Source organism: Flavobacterium sp. ST-158, from assembly GCF_058309975.1.
The window spans coordinates 31982-51218 of the sequence record NZ_JBZEEN010000013.1; the positions used below are offsets into that span (position 1 = coordinate 31982).

Here is a 19237-nt window from a genome sequence, read left to right on the forward strand (position 1 = left end):
AATTTTGCCGACTGTTTTCTGGATTCTAAACACTGCCAACTTTTTCACTACATTTGCAAAATGAATAAAAATCAGCATTCCAACAATATACTTTTGAATTTAGGCATCGAGAACCTAAATGAAATGCAAGAAGCAGCACAAGAAACCATTTTGAATGAAAATAATGTGCTGTTGTTATCACCTACAGGTTCAGGAAAAACTTTGGCTTTCCTGATGCCTGTTTTAGAAATGTTACAGCCTGAAATCCTATCGGTTCAATGTTTAATTTTAGTTCCATCCCGCGAATTAGGATTACAAATTGAGCAGGTTTGGAAAAAAATGGGAACGCCATATAAAGTAAATGTCTGCTACGGTGGACATTCCATTGATACTGAAATTAAAAATTTAAGCAATCCGCCAGCCGTTTTAATAGGAACTCCAGGTAGAATTGCCGATCATATTGACAGAGGAAGTTTTCGTTTGGATAAAATTCAAACCTTAATTTTGGATGAATTTGATAAATCCTTGCAATTGGGTTTCCATGAGCAAATGTCTTTTATCATTGGAAAATTATCCAAGGTAAATAAACGTGTTTTAGTTTCGGCGACTTCTGATATTGAAATTCCAAAATACACCAGAGTAGTAAATCCGACCGTATTGGATTTTATTCCAGAAACCGAAGATGAGTCAAATCTTTCTACCAAACTGGTTATTTCTAAAGAAAAAGACAAACTAAATACTTTGTTCCAATTGCTTTGTTCGTTGCAATCCGAATCGGCAATTGTTTTTTGCAATCACCGTGATGCGGCTGAGCGTATTAGCGATACTTTAAACGAAAAAGGAATTTATTCTACTTATTATCACGGAGGAATGGATCAGGAAGAACGAGAACGGGCTTTAATTCAGTTTCGAAATGGAAGCGTCAGCTATTTAATCACGACTGATTTGGCCGCTCGTGGACTGGATATTCCTGAAATGAATCATGTAATTCATTATCATTTACCATTAAAAGAAGACGAATTCACCCATAGAAATGGACGTACGGCGCGTATGACAGCTACGGGAACAGCGTATATTATTGCACACGAATCCGAGAAAAAAATGGAGTATTTGGATTATGAAAATACCGCTGTTTTATCGGTTGAAAATGCGAAGTCTTTACCAAAAGCACCTCAATTTCAAACCATTTATATCAGTGGTGGAAAGAAAAATAAATTGAATAAAATTGATATTGTGGGCTTCTTTTCTCAAAAAGGAAAACTCGAAAAAGGCGATTTGGGATTAATAGAAGTAAAAGATTTTATTTCGTTTGCCGCAGTGAAATTTAGTAAAGTAAAGGATTTACTGCACAATATCAAGGACGAAAAAATGAAAGGCAAGAAATATAAAATTCAAGTAGCTCGAAACGTGATTAAGAAAGTAGAGGAGTAGTTTTTTAGTAATCAGTGATTAGCTTTTAAAAAAAATAAATCGTCAACAGCTAGCTGTTGACGATTTGTTTTTTTATTGCTCTTAAAAAGAAACTAGTTACTAATCACTAATTACTAGGTACTAGAAATTATATTTTCTTCACGTATTGCGTAATAATTACAATTTGCTGACCATCTACTTTTCCTTCAATATATTCGGCGTTTTCGTGGTCTAAACGGATGTTTCTAACAGCAGTTCCCTGTTTGGCCACCATGCTAGAACCTTTTACTTTTAAGTCTTTAATCAAAACTACTGAGTCACCATGTTCCAAAATCACGCCATTACTATCACGGTGAATGATTTTGTTTTCATCATCATCGCCTTCTCCGGTTGCTTTTGCCCATTCCAGCACATCGTCTTCCAGATACATCATATCTAATAATTCCTGTGGCCAGCCAGCGGAACGTAAACGGCTCAACATTCTCCAAGCCACCACCTGAACTGCAGTGTGCTCGCTCCACATACTGTCGTTTAAGCATCTCCAGTGATTTAAATCTTCGTTATCTGGGTTTTCAATTTGATCTTTGCAAGTTGGACAAGCTAAAATAGCTTCATCAATTCCACCTTTTTTGGTAGGAAGTACTTCGTAAACTTTAAGGTTCTCCGTTGCGCCGCAAAGTTCACATTTTCCTCCACTGCGTTTATTTAATTCTCTGTCTAAGCTCATTTTTTATTTTTTTGGCGAATGTACACTTATTGAGTACTTTTTGCAAGTTTAGTTTCTAGATATTAGTCCTTAGTCCTTAGTTTTTAGTCCTTAGTGTTCCGTCTACTATTTGTCAACTCATAACTCACAACTCACAACCGAAAACTACTTCACTCTTACCGCCTTTGGAACTAATAATTCATACTCACCACCATGACGCAATACATCACGAACAATACTCGAACTGATATATGAAGTACTGGCAGCAGTTAATAAGAATACGGTTTCTATTTTGGACAAATGTCTATTAGTGTGTGCAATGGCTTTTTCGAATTCAAAATCGGCGGGATTACGCAAACCACGAAGAATGAAATTAGCACCTATTTTTTTACATAAATCAATGGTTAAGCCTTCATAAGTAATAACTGAAACCTTAGGTTCATCTTTAAAAGTTTCTTCAATAAAGCGTTTGCGTTCTTCCAGTGGGAACATGTATTTTTTTTCTGCATTAATCCCAATAGCAATCACGATTTCATCAAATAGCGGAATTCCTCTTTTGATAATGTCTTCATGACCTCGAGTAATAGGATCAAAAGATCCCGGAAATATGGCTTTTCTCATTTTTTGAGTTACTAAGATTCTGAGAGGCTAAGTTACAAAGATTTTTTAGGAATGAACTTTACCCATATTTATTCTTTCCTTAGTATTGAGGTAATTATATCTTTTTTAAATAATTCTAGTAGTTCCTTTTTGGAATAGGTTTCTTTTTTGGTCGTATAGTTGTCTGGATTGTCTATTTCATCAATATTGGAAGATAAATAGGATTCAAAATCATTTTCCGTTGTATAAATCTTATTATGGGTTATTGAATCAATTTTTAAAGTCGAATAATAACCAGTATCCAATTTTAAAACATAAATATCGCCAGCTGTTGGATTATTGATTCTCTCTTTTGTTAGTTTGTTATTGTCAAAATAAGAGTTGATACTAAAAATGATAAATCCTGTTAGAATTATAATTCCAATATAAGTCCACCAAGGTGTTTTGGCTTCTTTTATTTCTTTTTGATTGAGTATTTTTTGTTTTTCATTTTCTGAAAAATCTTCAAAATCAAATTCTTTATTACAATTAGAACATTCGCATTCAAAAATTTTCCCAACTGCAAATAGAGGAACAAAAGTGATTTGGACATATTTAGAATAAATTTGGAAAGATAGTGAGTTTTTGCTTGAACAGTTTGTACAATTAAGTTCAGAAAGTTGTCCTTCCTGAATTAGAATTGTTTGATTTCCAACAAGTACCATCATAATTTATTCTGAATTGAAGGATTGAAGTTTATTATTAGCCACAGATTCAAATTCATCTTTTAAATCTGTGGCTTAAATATTTTGAAATTGTATTAAGTTAGCGCCAACTCAATAGCATTAGTAAATAAATCAGTCAAAGAAATTCCAGCTGCTGCAGCTTGTTGCGGAATCAAACTTTCGGTAGTTAATCCTGGAATGGTATTCATCTCGAGCATGTGTGGTTCATCGTTAACAATGATGAATTCGGAACGAGAGAAACCTTTCATTTTTAAAACTTCATAAGCACGTTTGGCAACAGCACCTACTTTTTGCGTCATTTCGTCCGAAAGTCGGGCAGGAGTGATTTCCTGAGATTTTCCTTGGTATTTGGCTTCGTAGTCAAAGAAATCATTTTCAGAAACAATTTCGGTAATTGGCAATACGATAATTTCTCCTTTGTAATTGATAACACCAACAGATACTTCTGTTCCGTCCAGGAAACTTTCAATGATAATTTCGTTGTCTTCTTTGTAAGCGGTTTCGATAGCAATTGGTAATTCGGCTTCGGTTTTTACTTTTGAGATTCCAAAACTCGATCCGGCTTTGTTGGGTTTTACAAAACAAGGCAAACCAACTTTGTTGATAATTTCGGTAGTGTTGACAATATCGCCATTATTTAAGTAATAAGAAATCGCTGTTTTGATTCCGTATGGTTTTAAAACCGACAATAAATCTCTTTTATTGAAAGTTAAAGCAGCTTGGTAATAATCGCAAGAAGTTTGTGGAATCCCTAATAATTCAAAATAAGCTTGCATTAAACCATCTTCTCCAGGAGTTCCATGAATGGCGTTGAATACACAATCAAAACTTATTTTACTACCGTTTACAGTTACTGAAAAATCGTTTTTGTCGATTGGGAATTCGTTGTCGGTATCATCCACATACACCCATTTTTCTTTGAAAATGTGAATGCGGAAACCGTTAAATTGGTTTTTGTCTAAAAAATTGTAAACTACGTTACCGCTGATTAGTGAAATTTTATATTCACTAGAATAGCCGCCCATGATAATGGCAATGTTTTTCATTTAGTTGCGTTTGTATTGTAAAAATCGATTTTTTTATTTAGCCCTGGTAGTAGCGGCATCCTTTTTTCCTGTTCTTTACAGGGAAAAAGATAGAGCGGATAACAGGAAAAAGCTCCTTATTCTAGTAATGACTAATGGCTAAGTTGCATTAAACAAAATTATCATTTTTTTTGAAACGAAATAGCTTTATCTTTGCCACCTATAAAAATTAATATATGAGTTTACGTAAATATCTTACTAGTCGTGTGTTTTTTACACAGCTTTTTCTTGCTGCTTTAATCATAGCTGTTTTGGGGTATCTTTTTATGCATTGGTTGACTTTTACAACCGATCACGGACATGAAATTACGGTGCCTGATTTGAGTAAATTGACGGAAGAACAGGTAGAAGAAAAGTTGGATGGATTGGATTTGGCTTATGTATTGCTGGACAGTATGGATTACAGAAGTGATTATCCAAAATACAGTGTAATTCAGCAGGACCCTTTGCCTGGCGAAAAAGTGAAGGAAGGAAGAAAAGTATATATTAAGATTAATAGTTCTGGTTTTTCATCGGTTAGAGTACCTGATTTGATTGAGAAAACCTATCGTGAAGCGGTACCTACTTTAAAAGCCTTAGGTCTAGAAGAAGGAACTATTACTTATATTCCAAATCTTGGAAAAGATATGGTTTTAGAAATGCGTTATAAAGGAAGAAATATAAAACCGGGTGATAAAGTTTTGAAATCCTCTAAAATTGACTTGGTTTTAGGAGATGGAAAAGCGAGTTATGAAGAAGATTTTGCAACAGATACAATAGCTAACCCTACAGAAGAAGAATTGCCAAATGAACAATAATATTGAGCAGATTGATCTAGACGAAGAGGAATTATTTGAACATTTTAAATTTGAAGTTCCAAAAGGGCAGGCTTTGTTGCGAATAGACAAATATTTGATGGGATTGATTCCCAATGCTACCCGAAATAAAATACAAAATGCCGCTAGCGAAGGCAATATTTTTGTAAATAATGCTACGGTAAAACCCAATTATAAAGTAAAACCTTTTGATATTGTAACGGTAATGCTGTCGCATCCGCCGTTTGAAAATCATGTGCTTCCTGAGAATATTCCGTTGAATATTGTGTATGAAGATGAGGCTTTGTTGTTAGTGAACAAAGAGCCAGGATTAGTAGTGCATCCTGGGCATGGAAATTACACGGGAACTTTAGTAAATGCTTTGGCTTTTCATTTTGAGAATTTACCAATGAACAGCAGCGAGCGTCCAGGATTAGTACATCGTATTGATAAGGATACTTCAGGATTATTAGTAATTGCTAAGACTGAAGCGGCGATGACGCATTTAGCGAAACAATTTGAAGCCAAAACAACCGAAAGGGAATATGTAGCTTTGGTTTGGGGAAATGTGGCTGAAGAGAGTGGAACGATTGAAGGAAACCTAGCGCGTCACTTGAAAGATCGTATGCAAATGGCTGTTTTTGCTGATCCAGAAATTGGGAAGCCAGCGATTACACATTATAAGGTTTTAGAGCGTTTTGGTTATGTAACTTTGGTTTCTTGTATTTTAGAAACAGGAAGAACACACCAGATTAGAGCCCACATGAAGCACATAGGACATCCGTTATTTAATGATGAACGTTATGGCGGTCATTTGATTCTAAAAGGAACAACGTTTACCAAATACAAGCAGTTTATAGAAAATTGTTTTAAAGCATTGCCAAGACAAGCTCTTCATGCTAAAACATTAGGTTTTGTGCATCCTAATACGGGTGAAATGATGCGCTTTGACACCGAATTGCCACAGGATTTTCAGGATTGTATTGAAAAATGGCGCAATTATTCGAAATCGCATCAGGCAGAAGAGGAAGAATAGTATACTGCTTTATTAAGAAAGAGAAATCCCGTTTTGACAGCTATCAAAACGGGATTTCTCTTTTTTTTTAGAATTAATTTTTGTTTGGACTAACATTAAAATTCAAAACATTTTCTTTAATGTATTTTTCTTTTCCCTCCACTTTTTCGGCGGTTACATTTTTTAGAAAAATGTTGCTGACTGGTAATTCTTTTTCACCTTTTATTCTAGAAATAAATTGAACATCTTTGGCTTTTACATTTTTAAGAAAAACATTGGATATTGGTGTTAATTTCCGTTCAATGGTTGGGACTAAATCTTTCCATTGGTACAATACATCTGTTTCGATTCCCAAAATGCCTAAGTCTATTTTTCCTGAAGTGACATTTTGGACATAGATATTATTGACAAATCCGCCTCTGCGTTCGTTTGTTTTTATAAACAAAAGATGGTTTAATTTGGCACCATCTATAACATTACAATTTTTAATAAATACATTTTCGATACCACCGGACAACTCACTTCCTAGCGCTACCAGCTGATGTCCGTTTTTTACGGTAAGGTTTCTGATAATAATGTTTTTTGAAGGAGTTTTCAATCTCCAAGCATCCTGATTTCGACCTGATTTGATTGAAATAGCATCGTCACCTTGATCTAAAATACAATTTTCTATTAATACGTTTTGTGACATTTCCGGGTCAATTCCGTCATTGTTATGGCCATGTGCAAAAACTTTAATTCCTCTTATGACAATGTCTTTTGACAGGTAAGGATGAACGGTCCAAAAAGGACTGTTGGTAATAGTGATATCTTCCACTAAAATATTTTCGCAACGGTTAAATTGAACAAATTGCGGACGAAAATTAGCGCTTCCGTTTACCATTTGGCGGTCTTCCACCGGTTTGTAGTAGGATGCCATCATGTATAAATTTTTTAAATTTTCCATGTGCTCTTTCGGTCTGGAAAACCATTTTTTCCAGACATCCATTTTGGCCTTAATTTCTCCTTCCCCGCTAATGGCAATATTTTGACATTGATAGGCATAAATTAGTGGCGAATAATTGTAACATTCCATACCTTCCCAAGTGGTGTGAACTGCTGGCAAATAATCATTCGGGTCTTCAGAAAAGAGTAATAAGGCATCTTTGTTTAGATGTAAATTCACAGAGCTTTTAAAATGAATTTTTCCTGTTAGCCATTCTCCTTCTGGAATAATTACAATTCCTCCACCTATTTTGTTCGCTTCGTCTATGGCCTTAGCAATGGCTAGAGTCGTTTTTTCTTTGTTGCCTATTACGGCTCCAAAATCAACGATAGATAGTTTTTTACATTTGCTAAAATCAGGAATATTAATTTTTGTAGTTCCAAATGGAGCTTTTACTTTTATGGTTTTTATGGTTACTTTAGAAGGTTCAATTGTAAATGCAAAAAGGCTAAAAGAAAGCATTAAAGTAGCACAAAATATTAAATTTTTCATGAATCGTTTTTTAGGTTAATAGAAAAATAAATTTTGAATGAATAGCAAATATATAAAAGCAAGTTTATTCAAGTATCCTGATTTTAAAACAGACAGCTCGACTAAAGTTGTTTAATCGAGCTGTTTTAAAAAAAAATAAATGAGTTTAAGCGGCTGGTTCTAAATGGGTGCTGATGGCTATTCTGTTCCAAGCATTGATGGTCACTACTGCCATAATAATTTGTGCAATTTGATTTTTGTCAAAAAATTGTTCGGCTTTAGCATAGGTTTCATCAGACAGTCCTTTATTAGAAATTAAGGTGATTTCTTCAGTAATGGCTAAAATTATTTTTTCTTCTTCAGAGAATAACTGGGTTTCGCGCCAAGCATTTAAAAGAAAAATACGTTGGGTAGTTTCGCCATATTTAAGGGCGTCTTTAGTGTGCATGTCAATGCAAAAAGCACAGCCATTGATTTGAGAAGCACGAATTTTAATAAGTTCTTTTTGGATTTTAGACAATTGAATTGTGGCTAAATAACCTTCTAATGCATACATTGCTTTAAAAGCTTGTGGTTCTGTTTCGTTAATGTTTACTCGCATGATTATTGTTTTTATATTTTAATAGAACAAAGTTCTGCAATAAGAAACGGTAAAAACTTAAACTGGTTTAAGAACGTCTTTTTTTTCTGATTTCGCTTAGATATTCGGGAGAAAAACCTAGAAAAGATGCTATCAGGTATTGTGGAATACGTTGTACAAATTCGGGATGATTTTTACAAAGGTGTTCGTAAAATTCTTCTTTTGTAAAATCATATAAATATTTGATTCTCATTTGCGAAGCGGCATAAGCTCGTTGATAGATAAATCTAAAATAGCGTTCCATTTTAGGAAACTGTTCTAGTAATTTTTCTTGATTTTCTCTGTCAATTATAAGTATTTCTGAGTTTTCTACGGCTTGGATGTAAAATGAAGTTGCTAATCCATGTTCATAGGCTATATTATCCGTAATCCACCAGTTTTCGATAGCAAATTCGGTGGTTTGTTCGATTCCTTTATCGTTGATAAAAAATTTTCTCAAGCATCCTTCTAATACAAAAAAATGTTGCCTACAAATGGTACCTTCTAATAGTATGTTATCTTTTTTTGAAACTTTTTTTGTTTTGAAAAATGTAGTAATAGTAAGGAACTCTTCATCATTTACTGTGATGAATTTTTCGAGATGTGTTCTAAATCTTACTAGCATGATTTTTAGTTTTTCTCAAATTTAGGAATAAAAATGTATTTCAAGAGTCTTATTTCAATAGTGCAAGGATAGTTTTCTAAATGGAATTGTGTATTTTTAGCTATCAAATAGGTGGACTTATGCAGGATCAAATGAAAGATATTAAACCTAGCTATGAAGAATTACAAGCTATGGTACAAGTTCAGGAGTTGAAAATACAAGCAATTGAAAAGGATTTAGCTGCTCAAAAAAATATTGTAAACGAGCTTAAGAATAATATTACAGCATCTTCTGTGTCCATTTATTCGTTGTCAATAAAAAAAGATGGAAGTTTATTTTACAACTACATCTGTGGGGCTGTTGATGCCGTTTATGGTTTGGATTTTTCAGAGAAAGACAATACTGTTGCTTTATTTTTTGATAAAGTTCATGAAAAGGATAAGAAGTATTTATTAGACACTATTAATAATGCTAAATCAGATTTAACACCAATAGACATAGAATACCGATATCTTCATCCTGTAAAAGGTATGATTTGGCACGACATGCATATTAGTTCTAGTATTGATAACGAAGGAACTATTGTATGCTATGGTGTGGTTTCAGAAATTACAGATAGGGTTTTGTTTGAGCAGAAAATCAATAAAGCCAAACGCTTGTACCTTTTTATTAGTAAAATAAATCAACTTATTGTTCGTACTAAAAATAAAGGACAGCTTTTTGAGGAAGTTTGTGATGTAGCCGTGGAGGTTGGGAAATTTAAAATGGCTTGGGTAGGACTAATTGATTTTGAAACGCGAAATGTGATTCCTGTTGGTATGTCTGGTGATGCTGAAGAGTATTTGAAAGAAATAACAAATATTTCGATTAATCTAGACAAAAAAGCAGGAAAAGGCCCTGCGGGAACAGCTATTAGGCAAGGAAAGTATCAGGTTTGTAATTCTGTTGAAGATGAACCTTTAATGGAACCATGGAGGGATGCCGCATTAAAAAGAGGATTTCAGTCTCTAATAGCAATTCCTATTAAAACCTTCGAAAAGACAATAGGTGTTTTTGTAATTTATTCAGTTGAGAAAAATTACTTTGACGAGGAAGAAATTCAATTATTAGATAAGGCTGCCAGTGATGTTACTTTTGCATTAGAAGTTTTTGAAAAAGAAACAATGCGTAAACAAGCAATAGAAGCTGTGGCGCAAAGCGAAAAAAGATTTCATACACTTACTGAAGTTTCTCCAGTAGGTATTTTTAGAACCGATTTGACGGGAGCTACTACTTATGTCAATCAGCGTTGGACTCAAATAGTAGGTATTGGTTACCAGGAATCATTAGGTAATGGATGGTATTTGGCCATACATCCTGAAGATCAGATTAAATTGTATAATGAATGGAAAAAAGTAACCGCAGAGCGCATTCGATCCATATTAGAATATCGTTTTATAAAACCTGACGGAAGTATTATTTGGGTAATAGGGCAGGCAACACCCGAGACCGATGCCGAGAATAAGATTATAGGATTCATAGGTACTATTACTGATATTACGGAAAGGAAAAAGGCCGAAAACAAGTTTTTTAAGACTAGTAAAAAAATGGAAGCCATTATAGAGGCCATTCCAGATATGATGTTTGAAATTGATTTGGAAGGCAAAATATATAATTATCATTCTCCTAATAATGATTTGTTATTAATGCCACCATACATGTTTATTGGGAAAAAAATCGATGAAGTATTGCCTCCAGATGCGGTTTTGGTTTGTCATTCTGCTTTGAATGAGGCAAACCAAAAAGGTTTTTCTAGAGGAAAACAATATTCGTTAGATTTACTTTCTGGAAAATTTTGGTTCGAATTATCATTAGCTCCCATGAAAGAATCTGAAAAAAGGGAACAACATTTTATTGTGATTTCTAGAGATATAACCGAACAAAAATTGGCCGATGAAGCTTTGGTAAAAAATAAAGAAAGGTATCGAGGCTTATTAGAAAATTTAGAGGCAGGAATCGTTGTACACGATGATAAAGGGAAAATTATTATGTGTAATAGTAAATCGGCTGAATTATTAGACTATTCAGTTGAGGAATTAATGTCTGGAAATGAAGCATTGTTACAGTGGAATTTTTTAAACGAAGATTTTTCAGAAATGCTTATGGAAGATTTTCCAATTAGTCAAATTTTGTTTACCAAAAAGCCCATTAAAAATTATCCCTTAGGCATAAAAAAAAGAGATCAGGATGAGGTCGTTTGGGTTTTAGTTAATGGTTTTCCAATGTTTTCCGAAGATGGAGAAATACTAGAAGTCGTGATTAGTTTTATCGATATCAGTGAACAAAAACAGATGAATTTTGAAATTCAGAAGTCGAAAGAAATTGCAGAAAAAGCTAATAAATCCAAAACAGATTTTTTGGCCAATATGAGTCACGAAATACGAACACCTTTGAATGGAATTATTGGTTTTAGTTCTTTATTAATGGAATCGGGATTGAAAGAACCCCAGAAAGAATACATTCATACCATTAATGAATCGGCTGCCACTTTGATGGATATTGTAAATGATATTTTGGATTTTTCTAAAATTGAAGCAGGAAAATTGGAATTAAAAATAGAAGAAATCGATCTTTTAGCACTGGTCAATCAGGTTATTACTTTGTTTAAATACCAAGCCAGTCAGAAACAAATAAAACTAGAGTTGTATATAGAGCCAGATGTTCCTCAGTTTCTTTATGCAGATCCTTTGCGATTGAAACAGATTGTTATCAATTTGGTAGGGAATGCTATTAAATTTACTCAAAAAGGTAAGGTTCAATTGGAAGTTAAAAATCTTATGTCGCTTGAAGCGGATTATGTATATCTCATTTTTTCTGTAAAAGATACCGGAATTGGTATCAAAGAACAAAATCAGGCCAAAATATTTCATTCTTTTGTCCAGGAAGATACATCAACTAGTCGTCAGTTTGGAGGTACAGGATTAGGATTGGCTATTTCGAATCAGCTTTTAGGATTAATGAATTCTTCGTTAGAATTAGAGAGTACTTTTGGAAAAGGAAGTAATTTTTATTTTACTGTTAGATTGAAAAAATCAGAAATTAAAATTAAACGAGAACATCCTATGAATGGAGAAATCATAAAGAAAAATATTTTTGGAACTAAGAAGATTTTAATTGTTGAGGACAATAAGATTAATATGTTTTTAGCTAAAACTTTAATAAAAAAAATAATGCCAGAGAGTATCATTGTGGAAGCAATTGATGGCGATGAGGCGGTAACACAATACAAAATGCATCAGCCGGATATCATTTTGATGGATATCCAAATGCCTAATAAAAACGGATTTGAGGCTACCTATGAAATTAGGAAAATAGAACAAAATAGATTTACTCCAATTATAGCTTTAACAGCAGGAATTTTTGTGGAAGAAAAAGAAGAATGTCTAAAGTCTGGGATGAATGATTATCTTGCAAAACCAATAAATGTAAATGATTTAGAGTCAATCATGTATAAGTGGCTTACGGATTAATTGGTTTTTTTATAACTCCACACCGCCAAAGAATTTATCAAAACCGCATAAAAACAAATGACGCAAAAAGGTTTGGTTATATCTTCAAGCCGGGCTCCTTTGAGCATCACCATTCTAATAATTTCTACAAAATAACGGATAGGATTGAATAAAGTAATTTTTTGAGCCCAATTGGGCATACTTTCAATAGGCGTAAATAAACCGCTCATTAGGATAAAAATAACCATAAAAAACCAGGCTATGAACATGGCTTGTTGTTGAGTTTCGGTAAAATTAGAAATAAACAAGCCAATTCCTAAAACCACAAGTAAATAGACTGAAGTAAAAAAGTAAATAAGAAGCACACTGCCTAAAATTGGAATACTAAAAACCAGTTTTGCAATTGCTAAACCTATTGTTAAAATAACTAATCCCAAGATCCAAAAAGGAAATAATTTTCCAATGATAAATTGGTATTTTTTGATGGGAGTGACATTAATTTGTTCCAAAGTTCCTATTTCTTTTTCCCGAACAATATTCATTGAAGAAAGAAACAGAGTAATCATAGTTACTAGTAATACTAATATTCCGGGAACCATTAGTGTTTTGTAATTTAAAGTATTATTGTACCAAAAAGAAGGTATTGTAACTATGTTTTGAGCAGGAACAAAAGAAGCGTCATTGTATTGATAAAGTTGGCTTCGTATTTTTTGATTGTAACTGTTGATGATTTGAGAAATATACACGTTTTCAACTCCAGCTGCTGCGCCATCAATAGCATTGATACTAACTGATAAATTGGTTCTTTTTTCGGTCAAAAGATTACGCTCAAAATGGTTAGGGATTTCCAGAATCACATCTACTTTTCCTTTTTGCATTTGCAAATCAGCTTCTTTTTTAGATGAAAAACTTTCGAAACTAATGAAATAATTTGAAGATTGGAACTTATTAATTAGTTCTCTTGAAGATTTTGAATGATCATTATCAATGTATGAAAACCGAATATTTTTGACTTCAAAACTGGCAGCATTGGATAAAATGAGCAGTTGAATAAAAGGCATCACAAAGAGAATAGGCAACATGGTTTTGTTTCTAAAAATTTGTCGGAACTCTTTTTGTATGATGAATAAAATGGTTTTCAAAATCTTTAATTTTAAAATTATTCTAATCTGATTTTATAGTTTTTGATACTCAGCAAAATGAAAAATAATGTCATTCCGATGAGAATCAAAGTTTCTTTCCAAATAATAGAGAAACTGGCACCTTTGAGCATGATGGCTTTGATAATAATAATGAACCATTTAGCCGGGATTATATTGCTGATAATTTGCAAGGGTAGGGGCATACTGGATATTGGGAAAATAAATCCGGATAAAATAATTACAGGAAGCATCAGCCCCATTAATGACATCATCATAGCAGTTTGTTGCGACTGAGCTACGGTTGAAATTAAAATTCCAAGCGACAAAGCGGTTATGATAAAAAGAATGCTTTCTAAGGCTAATAAAAATAGACTTCCCTGTATAGGCATTCTAAAAACGAAAACTCCTAAAACAATAATTACAGAGGCATTGATAATGGATAGAAATACATACGGAAACACTTTTCCCAAAATAACTTGCAAAGGATTCAGCGGTGAAACTAATAAAACTTCCATAGTACCTAATTCTTTTTCTCTTGTAATGGAAATCGAAGTCATCATTGCGGAAACTAACATTAAAATAACCGTCATTACACCCGGAACAAAAGTAAAAACACCTTTTAATTCAGGGTTGTAGTACAGCTGAGTTTGAGTGTCAATTTGAAAATTTTGACCATTAATTGTGTTCTTTTCTTGAATATGATTTTGTAAAATGGCATTGATATAATTTGTAATCGTATTTGCAATATTAGGGTCGGTGGCATCAGTAATTACTTGTACTTTTGCAAAACTTGTCGTTTGTAGGTTTTTGATAAAATTATTTTCAAAAATCAATATGGCTTTTACTTTTCCTTTTTCAAAAATGGATTGTATTTGGTTTTCACTGCTAATTTCCTGTTTGATTTGAAAGTACTTTGAAGTACTGATTTTGTTAATAATTTGTTGAGTTTCTTTGTCTTTTGATTTATCCAAAATAGCAATTTTTACATTGTTGATTTCGTTTGTAATGGCAAAACCAAACAGCATAATTTGAACTATCGGCATCCCAAAAAGAATAAACATCGAGCGTTTATCTCTAAAGATGTGATAAAATTCTTTTTTTACAAAACCTAGAAATCGTTTCATACTTTTTATTCAATGTTTCGAGCTAATTTCAAGAATACCTCGTTCATAGAGGCAACCTTGTAATGTCGTTTTAGATTTTTTGGAGCGTCAAGTGCTTCAATTTTTCCTTCCACCATGATGGAAACACGGTCACAATATTCGGCTTCGTCCATATAATGTGTGGTTACAAAAATGGTGGTTCCTTTATCGGCTTGGGCATAAATCATTTCCCAGAATTGTCTTCTCGTAATAGGATCAACGCCTCCGGTGGGTTCATCCAGAAAAACAATTTTGGGTTCGTGCAACAAGGCTACCGAAAAGGAAAGTTTTTGTTTCCAGCCTAAAGGCAAATCGCCCACGAGTTTGTTTAAAGCATCTTCCAATCCTAATTCACGAACTAATTGCTCTGTTTTTTCTTTGATTTGAGTTCTGCTTAAACCATAAATTCCACCAAAAAAAGTAATGTTTTCTTTGATGGTCAAATCATCATACATGGAGAATTTCTGACTCATATAGCCAATACTTTTTTTAACCATTTCGGTATTTTTTTTGACATCAAAACCAGCTACTAAAGCTTCGCCAGAAGTAGGTTTTGAAATACCAATTAGCATTTTCATGGCGGTGGTTTTTCCGGCTCCATTAGCTCCCAGGAAACCAAATATTTCTCCCTTGTAAACTTCAAATGAAATGTTGTTTACAGCTGTAAAAGAATCAAATTTCTTGCTGAGGTTCTGTACCGAAATGATTTTTTCCTGACTCAAAACTTATTGATTTAGTGTTGTTAAATCCATAAAAATATCTTCAATGCTGATTTGGGATTGTGCAATCGTAATTTCGCTATGATGACGTTCTTTGAGATAATTTTCTAATGCTATAGGATTAAAATCCTCTTTTTTATCAATATAATGAATGTATTCTCCAAAAGCATAAACACTGTATTGACTGCTGTATGCTTTTAAATCCAGAATCAATCGGTGAGTGTTTTTGGTTTTAACATTATAGATTTTCTTGTTATAAGTGGCAACAATAGTTTCAGGCGTGTCAATTTTTAAAATTCGTCCTTTTTGAATCAACGCAATTCGGTCGCATAAAGCCGCTTCATCCATGTAAGGAGTCGAAACTAATATGGTTATTCCTTTTTTTTGCAGGCGTTTCAGCATTTCCCAAAATTCTTTTCTGGAAACCGGATCAACTCCTGTGGTAGGTTCGTCCAGAAATAATACTTTTGGTTTGTGAATTAAAGCGCAGCATAAAGCCAATTTTTGTTTCATTCCGCCCGAAAGTGCGCCAGCTTTTCTATCTTTAAAAGGTTCAATCTGAATGTAAATCTCTTTAATTAATTCGTAGTTTTCTTCGAGTGTCGTTCCAAAAATAGTGGCAAAAAAGTTTAAGTTTTCGGAGATGGTCAAATCCTGATACAAAGAGAATTTGCCCGGCATATAACCAATGTGTTTTCGAATGTCTTTATAGTCTTTTATCACATCAAATCCAGCTACTGTTGCTGTTCCTTCATTTGCCAATAAAACAGTGGTTAGAATTCTGAAAAGCGTTGTTTTTCCAGCTCCATCAGGGCCTATGAGTCCAAATAATTCTCCTTCCTGTACTTCAAAGGTAATATCAGAAACCGCCAAGGTATTTTGGTAGGACTTGGATATATTTTGAACCTGAATACTCATATTTTTGTTAGGAGTTTATGGTTTGTAGCTTATAGTTATCTAACTGCCTTCTAACTTCTGACCTTTAACTTCATCTAATCCACATTTCGGCAGGCATTCCTATTTTAAGAGCACCATCATTTTTTATGGTCACTTTTACGGCATAAACCAGATTCACACGTTCTTCTTTAGTTTGAATCACTTTTGGAGTAAATTCTGCCGAAGATGAAATCCACGAAATTGTTCCTTCATAATTTTTCATTTCAGCATTGGAATCAATTTTCACGTTGACTTTTTGACCTATTTTTATTTGCGGCAATTGGGTTTCGCTTACATAAACACGCAAAGTCATTTCAGAAATATCGGCAATTTTATACAAAGGTTTTCCAAAAGCTGTAATCTCATTGGGTTCAGCATATTTGGCCAAAACAGTTCCTTTTATAGGATTGATGATATGACTTTTTTTAATTTGGTCGTCAATTTTTTCAATTTGTGCATCAATAGATTTGGCTTCGTTTATAATGGGAGCATTTTGTGTTTCTACACTATTTATTTGCTGTTTCAATACATTTACTTTTCCGTTTATTTCGTCAAGTTGTCGTTGAGTAGCGGCATTTTCGGCAAACATATTTTGAATCCTTTTTTGCTCAATCAAAGCAGTTTTTAACTGTTCTTGCAAGATGCTGTTTTGCGAAAGCACATTTTCCGATTTTGAAGCAATTGTATTTTTTGTTGCTAGTAATTGTAGTTTGCTTAAATAGAGTTGGGTAGTATCTATTAAGCCAATTTGAGTGTTGGTTTCCAGTAGATTTCCTTCTTCAACAGTAAAAGAAAGTAATTTTCCATTGGCTTCCGCCGAAATTGTTACTTCTGTAGCTTCAAAATTCCCGTAACCATCTGCTTTTTCATTGTCTTTGTTACAAGAAATGAAACTACTTAAAATTAAAAGTGTGATTATTTTTTTCATGCTATTTTCTTTAATTTCCCTGAATGGTTTTATAATTGGCTTGCGCCAAAAGCAATTGAATTTCATGTAATTTATAATTGATTTTTGCTTCATACAATTGTGTAAATTCTACAAGATAATCTGAAGCTGTGATTACTCCGTTTTTCAATTGCGCATCCGAAGATTTTAAAACAGAATTTCTTAAATCAATAATTTCCGAATCGCTTGTCATAATTTCTTCCAATTTTTGAATCTCATGATTGATTTCCTGTAATTGCAAATTGTTATTAAGTAAAAAAGTTTCTTTTTCGCTAGAAACCATATTTTCTGAAATAGCGAGTATTTCTTTGTCTGTTTTTGATTTGTTCCAATCGAATACATTCCAATTGGCTTTTAATCCCACCATATAAAAGGTTTGAAAGGAATTATCCAGCATGTTCAACCCTGGATTTCCATATCCCGCCTGACCAAAAGCCTTTACTTTTGGCAATTTATTTTTTACAATCACATTTTTAGAAATTTCAATTTGTTCGTTTTGTAAATCGTAAAGTTTGAGTTCAGGGCGATTACCATTATTATCTGGAGCCCAATTAGATTCTGGTTTTAAGAATGAGGTGTTTTCTTCAAAACGGCTATTGGTTAGTAACGAAAGGCTTTCTAAAGCTCTTTTTTTGTCAAATTTTATTTCGCTGAGTTGTTGCTGGATTTTTAAATTTTCAGCTTCCAGTACTTTCTCTGATGATGGAAGTATTGCCCCAAATTTCACCGCTGATTTTACTTCCGTAATTTTCGTTTTTAATTGTTCTTGTTTGGCTAATAAAATCGCTTTTCGTTCTTGTAATAGAAAAACAGAAAAATAGAGTTGGTTGATTTTCAATTTTAATTGGTACAAAGAAACCGCTATTTGTTGTTGCTGTACTTTATTTTGAGTTGTCTTTAGTTGGGTATTTAGGTTGTGCAAACCACCATTGTAGATGATTTGATTGACATCAAGTGTAGCGCGATACTGGTCTTTATTTAGCGGATCAATGGTAGAATTTGGAATTTTAATGGGTACTTGAGTGACCTCCGATTGATAAGTAGCTTGCGCATTCAAATCTATTTTTGGGAGGTACTCTTTATCCAAATTTTGAATTTCTAAACTCGATTTTTTAGCCAATAAATCATTTTGTTTGGCCAAAGGATAGTTTTTATCCACAAGATTGTAGCATTCTTCTAAAGATACCTTTTGTTGCGCTAGTGCGACAAAAGGAACTAAGAATAGCAATATAAAGCGGGTTGATCTCATTTTTTTATCAAATTTATGATGTCTTGTGCGATACTGGTTTTTCGTTCTTCCATCATATTACTGAATTCAGAGTCATTAATATGCAATATGCCTTTGACCATTGTTTGTGCTGCAAATGGGAAAACTGTCATCGAAAAGATGTTTAGTAATAATTGTTTGGGATCAATCGGTTTGATGATTCCTTGCTGAATTTCTTTTTCAATTTGAGTTATTAAAACAGCCGGATGAGGTTTGTTTTCATGGTTCAAAATAGCCATTACAAATTCCGGATTGTTATTCATTTCCTGGATTATAAAAGGCGGTAAATAAGGATTTTCGATTACAAAAGTGATGTATTCCTTTGTAAACTGCTTAATTTTTTCAAAAACCGTTTTTTCCGAATTAAAAATAGTATTGATTTGAGGTGCCAGTTGACTGAAAGCTTTCATAAAGACAGCTTCAAAAAGGAGTTGTTTATTCTTGAAACAATAATGCAACATGGCTTTATTAATACCAGCTTCATCTGCGATTTCCTGCATTCGCGCACCTGCAAAACCTTTTTTTTGGAAAACAATTCGAGCGGCATTAAATATTTTTTCTTCGGTGGACATTTTGTTTTAACTGTTTGGTTTAACCATTTGGT

The 19237-nt window shown here is 33.4% G+C and carries 18 protein-coding genes; 4 read left to right on the top strand and 14 right to left on the bottom strand.

Features of this window, described 5'->3' with window-relative positions; all coding sequences use genetic code 11:
* Positions 1-60 precede the first annotated feature (60 nt).
* On the top strand, positions 61-1410 hold the full coding sequence (locus AC4FRF_RS15945; RefSeq protein ID WP_491161001.1) for a DEAD/DEAH box helicase: 1350 nt from the start codon (positions 61-63) through the stop codon (positions 1408-1410).
* Positions 1411-1537: 127 nt separating this feature from the next.
* Here the strand turns inward: AC4FRF_RS15945 and AC4FRF_RS15950 are convergent, their stop codons facing one another.
* From AC4FRF_RS15950 to AC4FRF_RS15965, 4 genes are all read right to left on the bottom strand, one after another.
* Positions 1538-2116: a PhnA domain-containing protein gene (locus AC4FRF_RS15950; RefSeq protein WP_491161003.1), complete on the bottom strand. Its 579-nt coding sequence runs from the start codon at positions 2114-2116 to the stop codon at positions 1538-1540.
* 144 nt (positions 2117-2260) lie between these two features.
* A complete protein-coding gene (coaD, locus tag AC4FRF_RS15955; RefSeq protein ID WP_341701582.1) occupies positions 2261-2716 on the bottom strand; it encodes a pantetheine-phosphate adenylyltransferase in 456 nt (151 codons plus the stop codon).
* Between the two features lie 68 nt (positions 2717-2784).
* Positions 2785-3402 carry a hypothetical protein gene (locus AC4FRF_RS15960; protein ID WP_491161005.1) on the bottom strand — a complete coding sequence of 206 codons (618 nt, stop codon included), beginning with the start codon at positions 3400-3402 and terminating at the stop codon, positions 2785-2787.
* A gap of 92 nt (positions 3403-3494) precedes the next feature.
* Positions 3495-4466, bottom strand: a complete 972-nt coding sequence (locus AC4FRF_RS15965) for a D-alanine--D-alanine ligase (RefSeq protein ID WP_491161007.1) — start codon at positions 4464-4466, stop codon at positions 3495-3497.
* 215 nt (positions 4467-4681) lie between these two features.
* On the opposite strand from AC4FRF_RS15965, the gene AC4FRF_RS15970 reads away from it, so the two are divergent.
* Both AC4FRF_RS15970 and AC4FRF_RS15975 read left to right on the top strand, forming a co-directional pair.
* Positions 4682-5302, top strand: coding sequence for a PASTA domain-containing protein (locus tag AC4FRF_RS15970; RefSeq protein WP_491161009.1), 621 nt, complete (start codon positions 4682-4684; stop codon positions 5300-5302).
* Positions 5292-6335 (top strand): RluA family pseudouridine synthase, encoded by a 1044-nt coding sequence (locus AC4FRF_RS15975; RefSeq protein ID WP_491161011.1) that lies wholly within the window; start codon positions 5292-5294, stop codon positions 6333-6335. Before AC4FRF_RS15970 ends, AC4FRF_RS15975 begins: the two co-directional genes overlap by 11 nt.
* A gap of 73 nt (positions 6336-6408) precedes the next feature.
* Here the strand turns inward: AC4FRF_RS15975 and AC4FRF_RS15980 are convergent, their stop codons facing one another.
* From AC4FRF_RS15980 to AC4FRF_RS15990, 3 genes are all read right to left on the bottom strand, one after another.
* Entirely contained in the window at positions 6409-7791 is a 1383-nt protein-coding gene (locus tag AC4FRF_RS15980; protein WP_491161013.1) for a glycoside hydrolase family 28 protein, read from the bottom strand.
* Between the two features lie 145 nt (positions 7792-7936).
* Positions 7937-8371, bottom strand: coding sequence for a carboxymuconolactone decarboxylase family protein (locus AC4FRF_RS15985; RefSeq protein ID WP_491161015.1), 435 nt, complete (start codon positions 8369-8371; stop codon positions 7937-7939).
* 67 nt (positions 8372-8438) lie between these two features.
* The gene (locus AC4FRF_RS15990; protein ID WP_491161017.1) at positions 8439-9014 is read right to left on the bottom strand and encodes a Crp/Fnr family transcriptional regulator; all 576 of its coding nucleotides are present in this window, start codon (positions 9012-9014) and stop codon (positions 8439-8441) included.
* An 80-nt stretch (positions 9015-9094) separates the two neighbouring features.
* Here AC4FRF_RS15990 and AC4FRF_RS15995 point away from each other — a divergent pair, with 80 nt between their 5' ends.
* Positions 9095-12502, top strand: coding sequence for a PAS domain S-box protein (locus tag AC4FRF_RS15995; RefSeq protein WP_491161019.1), 3408 nt, complete (start codon positions 9095-9097; stop codon positions 12500-12502).
* On the opposite strand, the gene AC4FRF_RS16000 is transcribed toward AC4FRF_RS15995, so the two are convergent.
* The 7 genes from AC4FRF_RS16000 to AC4FRF_RS16030 form a co-directional block, all read right to left on the bottom strand.
* The gene (locus AC4FRF_RS16000; protein ID WP_491161021.1) at positions 12499-13623 is read right to left on the bottom strand and encodes an ABC transporter permease; all 1125 of its coding nucleotides are present in this window, start codon (positions 13621-13623) and stop codon (positions 12499-12501) included. The two genes, AC4FRF_RS15995 and AC4FRF_RS16000, sit on opposite strands and share 4 nt — an antisense overlap.
* A gap of 17 nt (positions 13624-13640) precedes the next feature.
* A complete protein-coding gene (locus AC4FRF_RS16005) occupies positions 13641-14747 on the bottom strand; it encodes an ABC transporter permease (protein WP_491161024.1) in 1107 nt (368 codons plus the stop codon).
* 5 nt (positions 14748-14752) lie between these two features.
* Positions 14753-15487, bottom strand: a complete 735-nt coding sequence (locus tag AC4FRF_RS16010) for an ABC transporter ATP-binding protein (protein ID WP_491161026.1) — start codon at positions 15485-15487, stop codon at positions 14753-14755.
* A 3-nt stretch (positions 15488-15490) separates the two neighbouring features.
* The gene (locus AC4FRF_RS16015; RefSeq protein WP_491161028.1) at positions 15491-16402 is read right to left on the bottom strand and encodes an ABC transporter ATP-binding protein; all 912 of its coding nucleotides are present in this window, start codon (positions 16400-16402) and stop codon (positions 15491-15493) included.
* Between the two features lie 70 nt (positions 16403-16472).
* Positions 16473-17348, bottom strand: coding sequence for an HlyD family secretion protein (locus tag AC4FRF_RS16020; RefSeq protein WP_491161030.1), 876 nt, complete (start codon positions 17346-17348; stop codon positions 16473-16475).
* A 10-nt stretch (positions 17349-17358) separates the two neighbouring features.
* Positions 17359-18615, bottom strand: coding sequence for a TolC family protein (locus AC4FRF_RS16025; RefSeq protein WP_491161032.1), 1257 nt, complete (start codon positions 18613-18615; stop codon positions 17359-17361).
* Entirely contained in the window at positions 18612-19205 is a 594-nt protein-coding gene (locus AC4FRF_RS16030) for a TetR/AcrR family transcriptional regulator (protein WP_491161034.1), read from the bottom strand. The genes AC4FRF_RS16025 and AC4FRF_RS16030 overlap by 4 nt, the downstream gene beginning before the upstream one ends.
* Between the last annotated feature and the right edge of the window lie 32 nt (positions 19206-19237).